General features: G+C 44.3%; 21 protein-coding genes and 1 pseudogene. 17 read left to right on the forward strand and 5 right to left on the reverse strand.

What is annotated here, in order from left to right; translation table 11 throughout:
- The first annotated feature begins 31 nt into the window (after positions 1-31).
- Together I6760_RS02170 and I6760_RS13015 are read left to right on the forward strand one after the other, a co-directional pair.
- The gene (locus tag I6760_RS02170; protein ID WP_196592887.1) at positions 32-415 is read left to right on the forward strand and encodes a transposase; all 384 of its coding nucleotides are present in this window, start codon (positions 32-34) and stop codon (positions 413-415) included.
- A 9-nt stretch (positions 416-424) separates the two neighbouring features.
- Complete coding sequence (locus I6760_RS13015; RefSeq protein ID WP_196594726.1) at positions 425-826, forward strand: helix-turn-helix domain-containing protein; 402 nt, start codon at positions 425-427, stop codon at positions 824-826.
- On the opposite strand, the gene I6760_RS02180 is transcribed toward I6760_RS13015, so the two are convergent.
- Entirely contained in the window at positions 758-1,429 is a 672-nt protein-coding gene (locus tag I6760_RS02180; RefSeq protein WP_196592888.1) for an IS3 family transposase, read from the reverse strand. The genes I6760_RS13015 and I6760_RS02180 overlap by 69 nt on opposite strands.
- A 143-nt stretch (positions 1,430-1,572) precedes the next feature.
- Here I6760_RS02180 and I6760_RS02185 point away from each other — a divergent pair, with 143 nt between their 5' ends.
- Positions 1,573-2,745 (forward strand): IS4 family transposase, encoded by a 1,173-nt coding sequence (locus tag I6760_RS02185; protein WP_231036049.1) that lies wholly within the window; start codon positions 1,573-1,575, stop codon positions 2,743-2,745.
- Positions 2,746-2,815: 70 nt separating this feature from the next.
- On the opposite strand, the gene tnpC is transcribed toward I6760_RS02185, so the two are convergent.
- The 3 genes from tnpC to tnpA all read right to left on the reverse strand — a co-directional run bounded on the left by tnpC (position 2,816) and on the right by tnpA (position 5,219).
- Positions 2,816-4,387: an IS66 family transposase gene (gene tnpC, locus I6760_RS02190; protein ID WP_196592889.1), complete on the reverse strand. Its 1,572-nt coding sequence runs from the start codon at positions 4,385-4,387 to the stop codon at positions 2,816-2,818.
- Positions 4,388-4,494: 107 nt separating this feature from the next.
- Positions 4,495-4,875 (reverse strand): IS66 family insertion sequence element accessory protein TnpB, encoded by a 381-nt coding sequence (gene tnpB / locus I6760_RS02195; protein WP_330997939.1) that lies wholly within the window; start codon positions 4,873-4,875, stop codon positions 4,495-4,497.
- Positions 4,845-5,219, reverse strand: coding sequence for an IS66 family insertion sequence element accessory protein TnpA (gene tnpA, locus I6760_RS02200; protein WP_407947306.1), 375 nt, complete (start codon positions 5,217-5,219; stop codon positions 4,845-4,847). Before tnpA ends, tnpB begins: the two co-directional genes overlap by 31 nt.
- Positions 5,220-5,346: 127 nt before the next feature.
- Between tnpA and I6760_RS02205 the strand changes: the two genes are divergently transcribed.
- On the forward strand, positions 5,347-5,571 hold the full coding sequence (locus tag I6760_RS02205; protein ID WP_196592892.1) for a hypothetical protein: 225 nt from the start codon (positions 5,347-5,349) through the stop codon (positions 5,569-5,571).
- A gap of 78 nt (positions 5,572-5,649) precedes the next feature.
- Here the strand turns inward: I6760_RS02205 and I6760_RS12660 are convergent.
- Positions 5,650-6,125 (reverse strand): annotated as a pseudogene (locus I6760_RS12660) (transposase); the annotation flags it as partial.
- Positions 6,126-6,726: 601 nt separating this feature from the next.
- Between I6760_RS12660 and I6760_RS02215 the strand changes: the two are divergent.
- The 13 genes from I6760_RS02215 (at position 6,727) to I6760_RS02275 (ending at position 17,416) form a co-directional block, all read left to right on the forward strand.
- Positions 6,727-7,089, forward strand: coding sequence for a hypothetical protein (locus I6760_RS02215; protein ID WP_196592894.1), 363 nt, complete (start codon positions 6,727-6,729; stop codon positions 7,087-7,089).
- Complete coding sequence (locus tag I6760_RS02220; protein ID WP_196592895.1) at positions 7,079-8,251, forward strand: DUF2800 domain-containing protein; 1,173 nt, start codon at positions 7,079-7,081, stop codon at positions 8,249-8,251. Before I6760_RS02215 ends, I6760_RS02220 begins: the two co-directional genes overlap by 11 nt.
- Before the next feature lies 1 nt (position 8,252).
- Positions 8,253-8,819 carry a DUF2815 family protein gene (locus I6760_RS02225; protein WP_196592896.1) on the forward strand — a complete coding sequence of 189 codons (567 nt, stop codon included), beginning with the start codon at positions 8,253-8,255 and terminating at the stop codon, positions 8,817-8,819.
- A gap of 75 nt (positions 8,820-8,894) precedes the next feature.
- Positions 8,895-9,077, forward strand: a complete 183-nt coding sequence (locus I6760_RS02230) for a hypothetical protein (RefSeq protein ID WP_196592897.1) — start codon at positions 8,895-8,897, stop codon at positions 9,075-9,077.
- 61 nt (positions 9,078-9,138) lie between these two features.
- Positions 9,139-9,663, forward strand: coding sequence for an NUMOD4 domain-containing protein (locus I6760_RS02235; RefSeq protein ID WP_196592898.1), 525 nt, complete (start codon positions 9,139-9,141; stop codon positions 9,661-9,663).
- Positions 9,660-11,582: a DNA polymerase gene (locus I6760_RS02240; RefSeq protein WP_196594727.1), complete on the forward strand. Its 1,923-nt coding sequence runs from the start codon at positions 9,660-9,662 to the stop codon at positions 11,580-11,582. Before I6760_RS02235 ends, I6760_RS02240 begins: the two co-directional genes overlap by 4 nt.
- A 55-nt stretch (positions 11,583-11,637) precedes the next feature.
- Complete coding sequence (locus I6760_RS02245; RefSeq protein WP_118005360.1) at positions 11,638-11,871, forward strand: SHOCT domain-containing protein; 234 nt, start codon at positions 11,638-11,640, stop codon at positions 11,869-11,871.
- Between the two features lie 60 nt (positions 11,872-11,931).
- Positions 11,932-13,494 carry a recombinase family protein gene (locus I6760_RS02250; RefSeq protein WP_118005361.1) on the forward strand — a complete coding sequence of 521 codons (1,563 nt, stop codon included), beginning with the start codon at positions 11,932-11,934 and terminating at the stop codon, positions 13,492-13,494.
- Positions 13,494-13,919, forward strand: coding sequence for a recombinase (locus I6760_RS02255; RefSeq protein WP_118005362.1), 426 nt, complete (start codon positions 13,494-13,496; stop codon positions 13,917-13,919). The genes I6760_RS02250 and I6760_RS02255 overlap by 1 nt, the downstream gene beginning before the upstream one ends.
- Positions 13,912-15,477, forward strand: coding sequence for a recombinase family protein (locus I6760_RS02260; RefSeq protein ID WP_196592899.1), 1,566 nt, complete (start codon positions 13,912-13,914; stop codon positions 15,475-15,477). Before I6760_RS02255 ends, I6760_RS02260 begins: the two co-directional genes overlap by 8 nt.
- Before the next feature lie 310 nt (positions 15,478-15,787).
- The gene (locus I6760_RS02265; protein WP_196592900.1) at positions 15,788-16,381 is read left to right on the forward strand and encodes a type IV toxin-antitoxin system AbiEi family antitoxin domain-containing protein; all 594 of its coding nucleotides are present in this window, start codon (positions 15,788-15,790) and stop codon (positions 16,379-16,381) included.
- Positions 16,378-17,208 (forward strand): nucleotidyl transferase AbiEii/AbiGii toxin family protein, encoded by an 831-nt coding sequence (locus I6760_RS02270; RefSeq protein WP_231036052.1) that lies wholly within the window; start codon positions 16,378-16,380, stop codon positions 17,206-17,208. The genes I6760_RS02265 and I6760_RS02270 overlap by 4 nt, the downstream gene beginning before the upstream one ends.
- 22 nt (positions 17,209-17,230) lie before the next feature.
- Positions 17,231-17,416: a hypothetical protein gene (locus I6760_RS02275; RefSeq protein ID WP_196592901.1), complete on the forward strand. Its 186-nt coding sequence runs from the start codon at positions 17,231-17,233 to the stop codon at positions 17,414-17,416.
- Positions 17,417-17,424: the final 8 nt, after the last annotated feature.

Here is a 17,424-nt window from a genome sequence, read left to right on the forward strand (position 1 = left end):
AATAACCAAAATCTACTTAGGGGGTATTTTCATGCCTAGAAAATCCAAATATTCTATTGAACAACGAGTGCAAGCCTGCAAGGATTATCGCAGTGGCACACGTAGCTTAAAAGAAATATGTATTTCTCTTGGAACACCGAGGGAAAAGACAATTATGGAATGGTCTAAGAAATATGAAAAGTATGGAATAATGGCTTTTCAGGAACATTCAGGCAACAAAAGTTATACAAAAGAATTCAAACTTCGGGTAGTTGAAGAATATATCGCTGGTTTGGGTTCTTTACAAGATTTGATAATAAAATATGATATTTCTTCTTCACACCAGCTACGAGAATGGATTTCGTTGTATAATGCCAATAGAAAACTTAAGGACTACTGTCCGAAACGGGAGGTCTATATGGCAGAGGCGAGATGAAAAACAACTATTGAAGAACGTAAGCAAATCGTTGAATACTGTTTAAATCACGAACGGAATTATAAAGATACAGCATCACTTTATGATGTGTCTTATAGCCAGGTATATTCGTGGGTGAAGAAATACGATGCAGGTGGTGAAAACACATTATTTGATAAACGAGGACATCACAAAACAGACGATGAGGTTGATGAACTTGAGCAACTTAGACGTGAAAACATCAGGCTAAAACGCCAACTTGAAGAAAAGGATATGCTAGCAGAACTGTTAAAAAAAGTGAAAGAATTCGAAAGGATTTGCACTATAGTCAAGCAAGTGGACACAAATTCAGCTAATTTGTTATCAAGCAGAAGCAGAAGATATTTGGCTGTCATAGGCAGCCTCAGCTTCATTGGGCGTCAAGTAGCCTAAGGCGCCATGAGGACGCTTAGGATTGTAGTAGCCTTCTATATATTCAAAGATCGAGCTTTTCAATTCTTCAAAAGTATGGTATGTCTTTCTGTTAGTTTCTTCTTTCTTCAGATATTTGAAGAAAGATTCACATACAGCGTTGTCAAAAGGGTAGCCTTTTTTAGAGAAAGACTGAACGACGTTCAAAGAGTCTAGTAGCTGCCGGAAAGCAAATGCAGTGTACTGGGAACCACGGTCTGAGTGGAACATCAGGCCGAATGGTGCATTCCTTTTTGCATAGGCTTTTTTAAATGTTTTCAGGACAAGGTCTACATCGGGTTTGCCGGAAAGATGCCAAGAAATTACTTTCCTTGAGAAAAGATCGATGATTATGCATAAGTAATACCATTTGCCACCGGCTCTGATGTAGGTAAAGTCGCTGACCCAAGCAAGGTTAGGAGCTTTTTGCGTAAAGAGCTGTTTTAAATGATTCGGGCAGTCGTCCTCGTCTGCTGCAGCACGAACAAAAGAAGGCTTAACGGTAGACATTGGTGGTAGCTGCATGGTTTTCATCAGGCGGTACACTCTGCCAACGCTGATTTTGATGCCATAATCACGCTCCAATACGTATGTAACTCAAACTTCGCAGTTGTGAAACGGTCCATTAATTCTTAAATCAACTTTTTCAAAATAAAATAGCATAAGTCATCTCCGCTTTGTATAATGAAAGTGACAAAAATCCATAACACAAACGGAGGGCTTATGCCATGAATATTGTAGCACATCATCATCGTTCCAGTGAACTTCTTTCTTCGAAAATCTCACATTTTCTTGAAGAATTCCATGTCAGCAAGATCCTCAGCTCCTGCAATGCATATAAAGTACGCGGATTTTCAGTAAAAACGGTATTTCAGGTTGCCTTTGAAAATGCATTCAGCAACAAATCGTTTTTTCAGAAGGAGAAAGAGACTTTGCCCTCTCTCCCCTTTGCCAAAGATACGTTTTACCGTTTCATGAACTCCTGCAGTGTCAACTGGCGTAAGTTTACGCTTCAGCTGGGCTTTGCTGTTATCCATAAAATTGCTCCGCTTACGGATGAGAGTCGTCGCAATGTGCTCATAATCGATGATTCTCTTTTCAGCAGATCTCGTTCCAAGAAGGTTGAGCTGCTGGCAAAGGTCTATGACCATGTGGAGCACAAATATACCAAAGGTTTCCGCATGCTGACGCTTGGATGGAGTGATGGTAATTCATTCCTTCCGCTCAGTCATTGCCTGCTTTCCTCTGCCAACCGTGAAAACCGTCTGCAGGAAGCGTCCGTTGGCGTTGATGCCAGGAGTAATGGCGGTAAGCAACGTAAGCTGGCACAGACTAAAGCAACCAGCGTACTCCAGACGCTTCTGAAAGAGGCGAAAGCAGTCGAAATTCCAGCTAAGTATGTTCTCTTTGACACCTGGTTCTGTTCGCCGATTTCGCTGATTCAAATCAAGGAAATCGGCTACGACGTTATTGCCATGGTCAAGAAATCGGAGACCATCCATTTCCGTTATAATGGCCGAATGCAAAGCGCGCCAGCTATCTTCCGTGCTGCTACGAAACGTCGTGGGCGTGCCAAGTTCCTGCTTTCTGTAGAAGTTGAAGCAGTAAAAGACTCAATGTCAACACCGGTGAAATTAGTCTTCGTAAGGAACAAGAATAACCGTCAGGAGTATCTCATCCTAGCTTCGACTGATGTCAATTTGTCAGAAGAAGAAATCATCCAGACTTATGGTAAGCGCTGGAACATTGAAGTCTTTTTCAAGATGTGCAAATCGTTCCTGAAGCTGGGGAAAGAAAACCGGACAATGTCTTATGATGCCATGACGGCTCATGTCTCCATTGTCTTTGCTCGCTACACGATGTTGTCGCTGGAGCAGCGCCGAAATGCAGATAAACGGTAAGCGGTAAATCATCTGGTGTTACCGGTAAATAAAATAAGCATAACCGGGATATCGGTCATGCTCAGGAAACTTATTTGCAGTTTTTCTGTATTTCATCCGTCCAAGGAAGGACCGCATCCAGTTTTTCCGGATGTATTTTGAAATCCATGTTGGGAATTCGCTCAAAGAGATAGGTCAGGTAGCTGAATGGGGCAAGTCCATTGGCCTTGCAGGTTTCTACGATACTGTAGATAGCAGCACTGGCTGCTGCGCCTTTTGGCGATGCGCTGAAAAGCCAGTTTTTGCGGCCGATGGTAAAGTTGCGGATCGCACGCTCACAGATGTTGTTGGATAAAGCCACATTCCCATCTTTCAAGAAAACGCGCAAGCCTTCTTTATGGTTAAGAGTATAATTTACAGCCTTGCCCAGTGCCGATTTTGGCAATGTGCCAGGGCGGATGGTTTCCAGCCATGCAAAGAAAGCCTCCAGCTTGTTCTTTATAAGCCGCAGACGCTCTGCTTGCCGTGCTTCCGGGGTCTTGTCAGCCAGACCCTTATCCAAGGCAAAGAACTCGTTGATCCGTTGGATGGCCTGTCCGCTGACGGAAGTGGCGGCATCCTCTTTTGTCAGCCCTGCAGGAATGGAATCCACAAAGTATCTGCGGGCATGTACCCAGCAAAGCGCGTGTTCCTTGCTGGAAATCTGCTCATAGCCGGCGTAACCGTCGGTCTGCAGGATGCCCTTATAATCCTTAAGGAACTCTCCTGCGAAGCTGCCGCTGCGTCCGGGATGATACTCGTAGATGCGAATCTGCTGCCCATCGGTCTGGAACTCGCCGTTGGTATACACCCACATATAAGACTTCGTCTTATTCTTACGGCCCTTCTCATGAAGGACTTGTACGGGGGTTTCGTCGGCATGGATAATGGGTTTCTCCAGCAGCAGACTATGCATACGGTCCACAAGAGGCATGAGCCAATCTTCTGCGGCACGGATGACCCAATTGGCCAGCGTTGCCCGGGGCAAAGCGAGCCCGATTGCTTTCCATTCTTGTTCCTGCCGGTAAAGAGGCATGGAGAACTGATACTTTTGCGTGATAACATGAGCGACACTGGAAGGTGAGGCAATGGATTTGGCCAGCACCGGCTGCGGCATGACAGGCTTCTCAATGGAGAAATGCTCCTGCTTACGACACTCCAGGCATTGGAACGACGCACGGTAAAAGTCGATGACTTTCACCTGAGACGGAATGAACTGCACCTCCGTGCGGATCTTTTCCTTGCCCATGGGGGTAAGCGGCGTACCGCAACGTTTACAGATGCGCACATCTTCCGGCAGCGTAATGAGGCGTTCCTCATGGGGCAGTTCCCTGAGCAGCTGCTCAAGATGCCCTTTTTGTTTCTTGTGACGCTGATGTGCCGGCACGTCGATGACCGGTTCCGGAGCATTGACCCGGACCTCGATTTCAGCCTCATTGAAAAGATTCAGCTCTGCGGGATCACCGAGGACTTCCGTAGTCTTCTCTGTACGGCAGCCGAAAGCCATTTTCTTTAACTGGGCAAGTTGCTCCTTGAGATAACCTACCTCATGGTTCAGGTTCTCCTTTTCCAAGAGGAGACCATCTATGCGGTTCTGCATCTCTTGCTCGCGTTGGTCTGTCATGAAAAGCCTCCTAAAATCTATGCTTCTATTATACTGCAAGAAAGCCAGCAAAGCCAGGAATAGCGAAGGCTGACTGTCCACAGATTTCGGTTCGTTATGCACAGATTTTAGAAATTATGGAGGGGATAAACCTTTTGCACAGCTTTTGACGGGGAGATGGATAAGCCTTCCGTCAGCCAGCGAAGCTGCTGCTCTGAGATTTCCCGCAAATCCTCCGGCTTGTCCGGCCATTGATACCGACCGTTTTCAAGGCGCTTGTATAAAAGCAGGAAGCCGGTTTCCTCCCACAGCAGGCCTTTGATGCGATCTTTGTGGCGGCCGCAAAAAAGGAATAGGAATGGCTGCTGTGGATCCAGCTTAAAGCGAGACAGAACCAAAGCAGCTAACCCGTCTATAGACTTACGCATATCCGTCCGACCGCAGGCAAGGTAAACATGATCTGCCGTGAGCGCATGGACTAGCATACTGGAAACACATCCTTGATGCATCGCAGCGTTTGTGTAAGTAATTGCCGTGACGTCGACTCCGTGATTTCAAGTATGACAGGGCCGCAGGAAAGCTTTAGCATGGACGATTGTGATAACGCCGGAACCGTAGTGATGACAGCAGCCGTCGACAAGACGGCAAACCGGGGACCGGACGTTGTTTCCGCAGGAAGCTGCGGAACCACTTCCGCAAACTCCTTACGGATCTTGCGGAGCCAGTAATAAAAAGCGTTGTACTTGATATCCTGCTGCCGGCAATACTCAGTAGCAGGCAGGCCGCTTTGCTGCTGGGCGATGAGAATCTGTTTCCAGTATTTCATAGAATGCTGGTGCTTGATCTGTTGCATTTGAGTCAAAAGAAAACCTCCCCAATGAGATGACAAAAATGACTGAAATGGCTTTTTCAGCTTTTTTGTGTGACTTATTTAAGTCTATTATCTCACTTGGGAGGCGTGGATTAAATACACCGTATTATTGTGCGCTTACGATAAACGCAGCATTGGTGATCTGTTTTTTGCCTCGTATGATGAGCTGCAAGATTTACGTTATATGGACGCGTTGCTATTGATTTTGAAAAAATTCATTGACAGGATAAAGGAACGAATGCTTTTCATGGAAAAAGAACTGGATGAGATGCTTAATTCTTTCTTAGAAAAACTGCCACTCTTATGGCACAACTGTTTGAAACACCGTGCATGATGTTGGCATTTAAGGAGTCACATTCCCTTGCTGTGCATTATTGCAGGCTTGTTTGGGATGTGCGAAGTTTGAGTATGTAATCTTGTAAGCACCGAGTCTTTTCTTGTAGTCAGCGTAGATGTGGAGTATGTAGGATTTAATGATCTGGTTTTCCAGACTTCGGGGTGCCGGAGCAGAATGGAAGTGCTTGTAGTATGTACTGCGGTTTACACGCAGGACTTTGCACAGGATTTTGATGTTGTGTTGGAATCTGAGCTTATGAACGGCGACTAGTCGTTCTTTGAGTGTGGCGTGAAGATGGCAATCGCTTTTTTTAGTATGACATTTTCTTCTTCAAGCTGGGCGTTGCGTTTCTGCAGGTCTTTAATCTGTCTGGCGGAGAGAATTTCGCCATCTTCAGTCTTAACCGTGGAATACTGTTTAATCCATTTGGCCAAGGCCGATTGGGAAATACCGTATTCCTTGCACAGGGACGTCTGAGTTTTACCATTGTTAAACAGGGACACAACAGACTTTTTGAATTCTTCGTCATAACGTGTTGATTTGTCAGCCATAATATTACCTCCGTTTGGGTGTGTAATTTATTGTAACAAGTAACATGTATTTGTGTCTACTTTATTAATATAGATCCAAGAGCGAGCTGACTGTATTGAAGAAAACCTCACAGATGCAGACGGACTTATTGCAGGGTGCCAACGCATCCTTGAAAACGTACGCGTCCGAGGAGAAGAAAAAAATGCAGGCAATTAAGAATCAGAGGAATGTAGCCTACGGAGTTGGAGCGGTTTTACTATATGCTTTAGTTAGGAAATAGAATAGATAATTTGATGCCCACTGAGGATGAATTTTCTTGGTGGGTTTATTTTTTTTATTTATATTTTTTCAAAACCGTCAGATTTACTTCTTTTTCAAGGCTATTAGGTAGAGGGTCAAAAAACACTCTCGGAAAGAGGGGATAAAGATGGAACACAATTTGAGAATCAGTGTATCCAAGAAACAAAAATCAGATGGTATTCTTTCTTGCCGCAGTATTAGTGTACGAGAACGTATTCTATGCTTCTTCCTCGGAAGAAAACAGAAACTCACAATTCTTGTACCCGGTGACAACGTGGAAGAAGTTTCCATTTGTACGGTTAAGGAAGGAGGTGCGACATCGTGAGTAAAGTAAGCGAATTATCCATGCTCGTGGATGAACTCAAAAAGTGCGGCGAAACCTTGGTACGTATTTCCGAAGAACTGGCTGATTTGTTCAGCAGTGGAAAGGACGCAATGCAGCCTGTAAAAAAGACTGCTGTTAAGAAGAAAACCAACGAGGAGCCAAAAGCTGAAGCGCCGGAAGAAAAAGCACTCACGTTGGAAGATGTCAGAGCCGTGTGTGCGGATAAATCCCGCAAAGGCTATACGGCAGAAGTCAAAGCAATCCTTACAAAGCATGGTGCAGAAAAGCTGTCCGGGATAAATCCAGCAGAATATAAGGCACTGCTTGCTGAAGTGGAGGTACTTGGGAATGCCCAATAAACAGAAGGTGAATTGTACTGTAGGTGCAAGAGAGACCGGTCTGGACCACGCAGTCTTATCAGCATCCTCCAGTCACAGGTGGCTGGAGTGTCCGCCATCGGCATTGCAGTGTGCTAAGGTCGGTGACACCACAAGCGAGTTTGCAATGCAGGGCACCGATGCCCACAGCCTTTGCGAACACAAACTGAAAACAGCACTGGGGCAGAAATCGAAAGATCCAACAGAAAACCTTACTTTCTTCGATGAAGAAATGGCGGACTGCTCGGATATGTATGCCCAGTATGTGATGGAGCAGCTTGCTGTGGCAAAAGAAAAATGCAAAGACCCTATTGTTCTAATTGAACAGCATCTTGATTTTTCCAAATGGGTGCCGCAGGGCTTCGGCACCGGGGACTGCGTGATTGTTGCAGATGAAACGCTGACCGTCATTGATTTTAAATACGGTGTCGGCATTCTGGTAGAAGCAGAAAAGAATCCGCAGATGATGTGCTACGCACTGGGAGCCTTACAACTGTTTGACGGTATCTATGATATTGATTCGGTGACCATGACTATCTTCCAGCCAAGGCGGGATAGTGTCAGCACATACACCATTTCCAAAGAAGAACTTCTGAAATGGGCGGATGAAGTGCTGAGTCCAACAGCACAGCTGGCGGCAATAGGCGAGGGCGAATACAAAGCCGGAAACCACTGTCAGTTCTGCAAAGTAAAAGCCACCTGCCGTAAGAGAGCCGAATACAACCTTGAACTTGCACGTTACGATTTTGAGATGCCTTCCACCCTTGAAGATGATGAGATAGAGGCCATTCTTTCAAAAGTTGATGCACTGGTATCTTGGGCAGGCGATATCAAGGAATACGCATTGCAGCAGGCAGTCAGCGGCAAGGAGTGGAATGACTGGAAGATTGTCGAAGGACGCTCCAACAGGAAATATGTTAATGAAACCGCTGTGGTAGATACGGTTAAGGGTGCCGGTTATGACCCATACGAATACAAGGTTCTGGGTGTTACGGCAATGACCAAACTGCTCGGCAAGACAAGATTTGAAGAACTGCTCTCCGGTTTTATCGAAAAACCGCAGGGCAAGCCAACCTTAGTACCTATGTCGGACAAGCGTCCAGCAATGAATACAGCAGCAAACGATTTTAAGGAGGACAAATAATATGTCAAAGAATTATACCAACCCTACCAAGGTAATCACAGGAGTAAAAACACGCTGGTCTTATGCAAATGTGTGGGATGCAAAATCCATCAACGGCGGCACACCTAAGTTCAGCGTGAGCCTTATCATTCCAAAGGACGATACTGCAACGGTCAACAAAATCAAGGCAGCCATCCAGTCTGCTTACGAGGAAGGCCAGTCCAAGCTGAAGGGCAATGGCAAGACAGTGCCTGCACTTTCTGTACTTAAGACTCCGCTTCGTGACGGTGATCTGGAAAGGCCCGATGATGAAGCCTACGCGAACAGCTACTTCATCAATGCCAACAGTGCATCTGCACCTGGTATCGTGGATGCAGACCGTCAGCCTATCATCGACCGCAGCGAGGTATACAGCGGTGTGTATGGCCGTGCATCCATCAATTTCTATGCCTTCAATTCCAACGGAAATAAGGGTATCGCCTGTGGCCTTAATAATCTGCAGAAAATCAAGGATGGTGAGCCGCTTGGTGGCAAGAGCCGTGCCGAGGACGATTTTGCCACTGAAGACGATGAAGATTTTCTCTCTTAAGAAAATGCAGTGACAATCAATGCAGGCGGTGGGAAACTGCTGTCTGCAGATATTATGAAAATGTGAGGTAAACAGATGGATTTATATGAATTTGCAAAGCAGTTTGATGTGATTGTGATTTTTGTGGTGCTGTACGGCTTTGGTATCGGCAGCTTGGTATATTGGATTATGGATTTCCTGCACTGGTGCTTTAAGAAATGGAAACTGCACAGGGAAAAGAAAAAGGCAGCAGTCAAAGCAGAACAGAATAATCAGTAAACAGCGGGCGGTGGAGGTGTATTCTTCGCCGCCTTGCTTATCGTAAGGACGGTGACAACATATGACAGATGAAATATGGAAAGATATCCCCGGTTACGAAGGGAAATATCAGGCAAGCAATATGGGGAGAATCAAAAGTTTAGCCCGTATTGTTACGAGTAAAAACCAGTATGGTGATTTTGAATGGCGTACCAAGGAAACTATATTATCGCCTGGAAAAAGAGACTCCTATGGTCATTTGTCGGTGGTGCTTCATGACCATCACAGAAAATCATATGGCATCCATCAGTTGGTAATGCTCGCCTTTTGTGGTGAACCGCCTATGGGTATGGAAGTATGCCATAACAATTGCAACGGCTCAGATAATCACCTTGAAAACCTAAGATACGATACCCGCACTGAAAATATGATAGACGCATATAAAAACGGCAAGGGCAAGAGTGTGCTTTCCTTGGATGATATTGACGCCATCCGATTTGGTCTTGCCTGCGGAATAAGCTTCCGTGAACTGGGTCAAATGTATGGGGTGTGCCACCAAACTATAAGCAAAATAAAAAGAAGGGAGCATTATTCGTGGATGAAATAAAAATTTTAAGCATCGATATTGAAACACGCAGCAACATCGATTTGGCGAAGTGCGGCGTGTATAAATACTGTGACACAGATAGATTTGATATTTTGCTGTTTGCATACTCCGTTAATTATGGTGCGGTAAAGGTTATCGATCTGGCAAATGGAGAAAAGATTCCACAGGATATTTTGAATGCACTTGAGGATGAAACTGTCATAAAAACCGCGTATAACAGTCAGTTTGAGAGAATCTGTCTCTCTCGATACACCGGATATCCTATTGGAGAGTACTTATCTCCAAATTCATGGAATTGCACGATGGTTTGGGCATCCACGCTGGGCTTGCCTAAATCACTCGCGGGTGTAGGATCTGTACTGGGCCTTGAAAAACAAAAAATGACCGAAGGAAAGGATCTTATCAAGTTTTTTTGTGTGCCAAACAAATCTGGTGAATTTAATGATCCTGTAGACCACCTTGAAAAATGGTCAGCTTTCAAGAACTATAATAAGCGTGATGTTGAGGTTGAACTGCAAATACAGCAACGACTAATCCGTTATCCTGTCCCGGAATTCCTATGGGGAGAGTTCTATCGAAGTGAGGAAATAAATGATAGAGGAATTCTTATAGATCGCACGCTGGTAAAAAATGCTTTAACAATGGCTGAGAAGTCAAACGCAGAGCTTATCGACAAGTTGAAGGAATTAACCGGACTTGAAAACCCAAACAGTGTACCGCAGATTAAAGGTTGGTTGTCTCAACAGGGACTTACTATGGATTCGCTCGGCAAAAAAGAAGTTGCCAAAGCTGTTAAAAGCACAGAGGGAACGCTCAAAGAAGTGCTTGCCTTAAGGCAGAAAAGTTCCAAATCATCTGTAAAAAAGTATGTGGCGATGGAGAATTGTATGTGCTCAGATGACCGTGCCAGAGGAATGTTTGGCTTTTATTCTGCAAACCGAACTGGACGCTGGTCTGGGAAATATATACAGCTGCAAAATCTCCCTCAGAACCATATGCCGGATTTAGAACAGGCGCGAGGTCTGGTGGAGTCCGGCAATTATGATGCGATAGAGCTTCTATATGATGATATCCCGGATACCCTGTCACAGCTTATCCGCACAGCCTTTGTGCCAAGAGCTGGGATGAAGTTTGTGGTGGCGGACTTTTCTGCCATCGAAGCAAGGGTGCTTTCCTATCTTGCCAAGGAAAGCTGGCGAACAGCTGTCTTTGCAGATAACGGGGACATCTATTGTGCATCAGCATCCGCTATGTTTGGTGTTCCTGTGGAAAAGCACGGTGTTAATGGATATCTCCGTCAAAAGGGTAAAATCGCTGAATTGGCTCTCGGCTACGGCGGTTCTGTCGGTGCTCTAAAAGCGATGGGTGCTTTGGATATGGGACTTGAGGAAGAAGAACTTCAGCCACTTGTGGATTCATGGAGAGCCGCCAACCCAAACATTGTGCGTTTTTGGTGGGATGTTGACCGCTGTGTAAAGAATACGGTCAAAAACAGAGTGACCACGGAAACACATGGCATTCGCTTTTTCTACCAGAGCGGAATGCTGTTCATTCAGCTGCCAAGCGGCAGATGGCTTTCCTATGTGAAACCACGTATGGGAGAGAACCGTTTCGGCGGTGAGGCTGTGACCTATGAAGGTGTGGGTGGTACAAAGAAATGGGAACGCATCGAAAGCTATGGACCCAAGTTTGTGGAAAATATCGTGCAGGCAATCAGCAGGGATATTTTGGCTCATTCCATGCGAACGCTGTCGCACTTTTTTGTTTGCGGTCATGTTCATGATGAACTGATTATCGAGTGCAGCATGGGAGTTTCCCTTTATGCTGTGTGTGAACAAATGGGCAGGACTCCGCATTGGATTTCCGGGCTTCTTCTCCGTGCGGATGGATACGAATGCAGCTTCTATAAAAAAGATTAGGAAACCGTCAGATTGCACCTCCTGCCAAGGCTATAAGGTAGGAGGTGCTTTTCTAATGAATGATGAGAATAAAACAGTAACGAAAATTACAGAGCCGGACAGTTTACCTGTCCTTATGAAATCACGCATGACGGAGGAACAGCTGTGCGGTGATTATAAATATTGTATGGCACAGAAAATGACAAAAGCATTGCTTGATAAGGACCTGATTTCTGTGGATGAATTCAACAAAATCAGCGAAAGAAACCGCCAAGCTTTCTCTCCATATTTAGCTGAAATTATGCCATAAAAGACTTGATATATATCGATTAGTACGGGAATATGTCCATACCGAAAGCGAGGTGAGTTGATGAAAAGGATAACAAAAATTGAAGAAAATAATGCCTTATCGGTTAAGACGAAAACCCGTGTTGCTGCCTATTGCAGAGTGTCCACGGCAAGCGATGAACAGCTTATCAGCCTTGATACGCAGAAAGCACATTATGAGGATTATATCAAATCCAATAGCGAGTGGGAGTACGCAGGGGTATTTTTTGATGAAGGTATTACTGGCACCAAAAAGGAGTGTCGTGACGGTCTGAATTCCCTGATTGATTCCTGCGAAAAAGGTCTTGTGGACTTGGTCATTACAAAGTCCATCAGCCGATTCAGCAGAAATACAACAGACTGTTTGGAACTGGTAAGAAAGCTGATGGCGCTAAATGTGACCGTGATTTTCGAGAAAGAAAATATTAACACGGATACGATGGAAAGTGAATTGATGCTTTCCATATTAAGCAGTCTTGCGGAAAGCGAGTCGGTGTCCATTTCTGAAAACAATAAATGGTCAATACAAAAACGCTTTCAGAATGGCACCTACATTATTTCCTATCCGCCTTATGGTTATGAAAATGCCGGCGGAGAAATGATTGTTGTGCCGGAGCAGGCAGAGGTTGTCAAAAAGATATTTGAAGATACGCTTGCCGGGAAAAGTACCCATGCCGTTGCAAAGGAACTGAATGACAGCGGTGTGAGAAGCAAGAAAGGCGGAAAATGGACTCCCGGAGCAATCAATGCGATTATTCGCAATGAGAAGTTTACGGGAGATGTTATTTTTCAAAAGACCTACACCGACAGTCAGTTTAGCCGCCACACCAATGATGGCGAGTTAAATAAATATCTGTGTGAAAATCATCATGAGCCGATTGTAAGCCACGAAATTTTTGAAAAGGCAAATGAGGTCCTGAATCAGCGTGGCAAGGAAAAAGGCAATGGAGAGCGAACCGAACGCTATCAGAATCGTTATGGCTTCTCAGGCAGAATCAAGTGCGGAGAGTGCGGCGGAGTCTTTAAAAGAAGAATCCACTATAAGCCCAGCGGAAGTTACATTGCTTGGTGCTGCACCCATCATATCGAGGACAGGAACTCCTGTTCCATGAAGTACATTACGGATGATGGCATAAAGACGGCGTTCCTTACTATGATGAATAAACTGATATTTGCCCATCAGATGATATTAAAGCCACTGCTTCACAGCCTGCAGGGATTTGATGATAAGGATAGGCTTCTACAGATACAGGAATATGAAACTAAACTGGAAAAGAATATGGAGAAAAGGCAGGTGCTGACGAGCCTTATGGCAGGCGGACTATTAGAGCCAGCACTTTTTAGCAAGGAAAACAATGCTTTGATTTTGGAAGAAAAGCATTTGCAGGAAGAAAAGAAACAAATGATAAATTCCGTCAGCGGTGACAGGACAAAGATTGAAGCCTTGGAGACACTTATAAAATTTGCATCCGGCAGTGAGATGCTGACGGAATATTCGGATGAGATATTCCTTTCCTATGTAGAAGGGATTATCGTGCTTTCAAGAGAAAAAATCGTCTTTGAACTGAAGTGTGGACTGAAATTAAAGGAAAGGTTGGTGGGATAATGGCACATATACCCTACGGATACAAAATTGTGAATGGAAAAGCAGAAGTCGATGAAAAACAGGCGGAAGCAGTCAGAAAGCTGTTTGACGGCTACATTGCAGGACTTGGATTAAAGCCTGCGGCGGAGAATGCAGGCTTTGAGATTTATCATGGCAGTGCAGGCAGAATGCTGCGAAACACGCATTACCTTGGAGATGAATATTATCCTGCCGTCATCGACAGAGAGCGTTTTGACAAGGCAGAAGAAATTAGAATGTCGAGGGCATCCTCTTTGGGCAGGGTCAGAGAACTGCAGGATGCACCAAAACCAATGGCAGATACAATGTTTACCATGCCGTTTGTTGAGAGAAAATTTGCAGATCCATTTGAACAGGCAGAATATGCCTACAGCTTAATTGAAAGTGAGGTGGCGATAGTTGAATAAGAGTATCACAGTTATCCCGGCACGAAGACGTGTGGGAAACACAGTAAATAAAGAAGTAAAGCCGAAGCTCAGAGTCGCAGCGTACTGCCGTGTCAGTACCGACAGCGATGAGCAGGCTACCAGTTATGATACACAGGTGGAACATTACTCTAATTTTATACAGAAAAATGAGGAATGGGAATTTGCCGGAATATTCGCAGATGATGGTATCTCAGGCACCAATACCAAAAAGCGTGAGGAGTTTAACCGCATGATTTCCGAGTGTATGGAAGGCCATATTGATATGATTATTACCAAGTCCATCAGCCGATTTGCCCGTAATACCTTGGACTGCCTTCGCTACATAAGACAGCTGAAGGAAAAGAACATCCCCGTGTTTTTTGAAAAGGAAAACATCAATACAATGGATTCCAAGGGCGAGGTTCTGCTGACCATCATGGCCAGCCTTGCACAGCAGGAATCGGAATCCTTAAGCAAAAATGTAAAGATGGGGATGCAGTTTCGATTTCAGAAGGGAGAGGTGCAGGTCAACCATAATCGCTTTATGGGATATACAAAAGACGAAGATGGACACCTCATCATTGAGCCTGCCGAGGCAGAAATCGTCAAACGAATCTACCGAGAATACCTGCAGGGTGCAAGCCTAAAGCAAATCGGAGACGGCTTGATGGAGGATGGTATTTTAACGGGTGCCAGAAAACCAAAGTGGCGTCCTGAATCAGTGAAGAAAATACTTCGAAATGAAAAGTACATTGGTGATGCCCTTTTGCAAAAGACTTATACCGTGGATGTACTAACAAAAAAGCGAGTGAAAAATAACGGCATCGTTCCGCAGTATTATGTAGAAAACAGTCATGAACCGATTATCCCCCGCGACCTTTATATGCAGGTGCAAGAAGAAATGCTCAGAAGGTCCAATCTTCATAGCGGTGCGAACCGAAAGAAACGAGTCTACAGCAGCAAATATGCACTTTCCAGTATTGTCTATTGCTCGAAATGCGGGGAGATTTACCGCAGGGTTGCTTGGAACAATCATGGAAAACGCTCTACGGTATGGCGATGCGTAAACCGAGTGGAGCATGGTCCCGACTGCTGTGATGCACCAACTGTGAAGGAAGAAGAATTACAGAGCGTTGTGGTAAAGGCAATTAATATGGCACTCGGTGGCAAGGAGGATATGCTTGCCGACTTAGAAGAAAATATAGCGATGGTGCTTGCTTTGGAAGATGAGACTTCAATAGAAAGCCTTGATGCCAAGCTGGAAGACCTGCAGCAGGAACTTCTGAAACGAGCCAATGCCAGACAGGATTATGAATACCTTGCTGATGAGATTGACCACTTGCGTGAGAGAAAGCAAAAGGTAATGGCGGATAATGCCGAGCGAGACGGAACAAAACAGCGAATTGCCGAAATGCAGCAGTTCCTTGCCGGGCAGACGGAACAGATTGAGGAATACGATGAAAACTTGGTCAGAAGAATGGTGGAGAAGATAACGGTTTACGAGGAAAAGTTCACTATCGAGTTTAAGTCTGGCATGAGCGTGGATGTAGGGAGATAAGGATAATTTCATGCATAAAAACTGGGGATTCTCATTCAGACCCTTGAGGAGCATGGAGAGTCTATTACGGAATTCGATGCCGGGATGTGGGGCGGCATGGTAGATTTCATCACGGTGGATAAGGATAAAAAAATGACCGTCACATTTAAGGACGGATCGGAGATACATGGACACCTTGCAGAGATGCAGGGTGTATTCTTTTGAATTGAAAAAAGTGATAATATCCATTCGAAAGTCAAGTTGTATATATTGACTTTCGAATGGATATACAGTATAATACCGTATGAAAGTCAACGATGGAGGTGAAGCAATGAATATCAATCAGACGATTTATGATCAGATTAAAAAGAACAATAATATGATAACCACATCTCAAGTGCTTTCATTAGGATATTCAAAACAACTGCTGACGAATTATGTAAAAGAAGGATTGCTTGAACGATGCAGACATGGTGTCTATACGCTTCCAAATGCGGTGCATGATGATATGTACACTTTGATGCTTCGTTCTGAAAAAATTGTTTTTTCGCATGATACAGCATTGTTTTTGAATGGATTATCAGAACGAACACCATTTATGCATACAGTTACGATTCCAAGCAATGCGGCACTGCCCAATTCTCTGAAAGGCGAATGCGCCTGCTTTTATGTGAAACCGGAGCTGCATGATATTGGGATTATAGAAAAAAATACTACATTCGGAAATATTGTCAGGTGCTATAATGTGGAGAGAACGATTTGTGATTTTCTAAGATGCCGTAATCGCTGTGATGAAGAAACGGTTATCAGTGCTATCAAGAATTATGCTTTGTATGATAAGAAGGATTTGAATCTCCTGTCGGTATATGCGAAGCAGTTCAAGGTGGCAAAAGACTTGAAAAAATATCTAGAGGTGCTGCTATGAGTTCCAAAGCAATGAGTCTGAAAGCAAAAATAAAAAACTATGCCAAGAGCAGTAATATCGCTGCACAAGTGGTTCTTCAGAATTATATGTTTGAGCGGTTCTTGGCAAGAATGTCTGAGTCAGAATACAGCGAGAAATTTGTTATAAAGGGCGGTATGTTGATTGCAGCTATTGTAGGCTTGGATACCAGATCGACAATGGATTTGGACACCACATTAAAAAACCTTCCGCTGACGGAAGAAAAAGTTGTGGAAGCAGTAACGAACATATGCAGTATTGACCTTGGAGATGATGTGAATTTTGAAACGGTATCCATCGCACCGATTCGCAAAGATGACAAATATGGTGGATTCTGTGTGAGACTTAATGCGGTATATGATACGATAGTTACCCCACTTTCGATAGATGTGTCTACTGGTGATGTGATTACTCCGTCTGCAGTACAGTATGAATTTGGCGGGATTTTTGATGATAATGTCCGTATCAAACTGTGGGGTTATAATATTGAAACGGTAATGGCGGAAAAAGTAGAAACCGTTTTAAGCCGTGGTATATTTAACACAAGACCGAGAGATTATTATGATATTTACATTCTTTGTACAACGCAAGCATATGATAAGAAACTGTTCCAAGAAGCACTCGCAGCCACGGCATCACATAGAGGAAGTACAGAGAATATTGCAGATACAAAAGCCATACTGACATTAATATCTAGCAGTGAAGAATTGCAGGATATGTGGTCGAAGTACCGGAAAAAGTTTGCTTATGCACAGGATATCACTTATGAACAAATCATTAAAGTGCTGGAGCAGATGATGCAGAGTTGAATAGAAACAGAGGTGGCAACAGATGCTGACAATAACGAAAAAGCAATTAGAGGATTATGAGCAGCTTTGCCGTGACAGGAACAATGGCTGTCTGCTGACATCGGACGGACTGAGGTTCATCTGTGAAGCGTGTTACTATGATGCGGAAAAAATAGGACAGCATTTCTTGGAGGAACTGCCGAGGATATGTCCGAAGAAAGATGATTAATAGAGGAT

This window comes from Pectinatus sottacetonis (assembly GCF_015732155.1).
Classification (GTDB): Bacteria; Bacillota; Negativicutes; order Selenomonadales; family Selenomonadaceae; genus Pectinatus; species Pectinatus sottacetonis.

Bases quoted from the DNA above. Each gene is read 5' to 3' on its own strand.
- I6760_RS02230 (WP_196592897.1), top strand. From the start codon at position 8,895: ATGGATTTATATGAATTTGCAAAGCAGTTTGATGTGATTGTGATTTTT.
- tnpC (WP_196592889.1), bottom strand. From the start codon at position 4,387: ATGACAGACCAACGCGAGCAAGAGATGCAGAACCGCATAGATGGTCTC.
- I6760_RS02275 (WP_196592901.1), top strand. From the start codon at position 17,231: ATGCTGACAATAACGAAAAAGCAATTAGAGGATTATGAGCAGCTTTGC.
- tnpA (WP_407947306.1), bottom strand. From the start codon at position 5,219: ATGCAACAGATCAAGCACCAGCATTCTATGAAATACTGGAAACAGATT.
- I6760_RS02270 (WP_231036052.1), top strand. From the start codon at position 16,378: ATGAGTTCCAAAGCAATGAGTCTGAAAGCAAAAATAAAAAACTATGCC.
- I6760_RS02235 (WP_196592898.1), top strand. From the start codon at position 9,139: ATGACAGATGAAATATGGAAAGATATCCCCGGTTACGAAGGGAAATAT.
- I6760_RS02245 (WP_118005360.1), top strand. From the start codon at position 11,638: ATGAATGATGAGAATAAAACAGTAACGAAAATTACAGAGCCGGACAGT.
- I6760_RS02220 (WP_196592895.1), top strand. From the start codon at position 7,079: ATGCCCAATAAACAGAAGGTGAATTGTACTGTAGGTGCAAGAGAGACC.
- I6760_RS02265 (WP_196592900.1), top strand. From the start codon at position 15,788: ATGAATATCAATCAGACGATTTATGATCAGATTAAAAAGAACAATAAT.
- I6760_RS02255 (WP_118005362.1), top strand. From the start codon at position 13,494: ATGGCACATATACCCTACGGATACAAAATTGTGAATGGAAAAGCAGAA.
- I6760_RS02225 (WP_196592896.1), top strand. From the start codon at position 8,253: ATGTCAAAGAATTATACCAACCCTACCAAGGTAATCACAGGAGTAAAA.
- I6760_RS02170 (WP_196592887.1), top strand. From the start codon at position 32: ATGCCTAGAAAATCCAAATATTCTATTGAACAACGAGTGCAAGCCTGC.
- tnpB (WP_330997939.1), bottom strand. From the start codon at position 4,875: ATGCATCAAGGATGTGTTTCCAGTATGCTAGTCCATGCGCTCACGGCA.
- I6760_RS02185 (WP_231036049.1), top strand. From the start codon at position 1,573: ATGAATATTGTAGCACATCATCATCGTTCCAGTGAACTTCTTTCTTCG.
- I6760_RS02250 (WP_118005361.1), top strand. From the start codon at position 11,932: ATGAAAAGGATAACAAAAATTGAAGAAAATAATGCCTTATCGGTTAAG.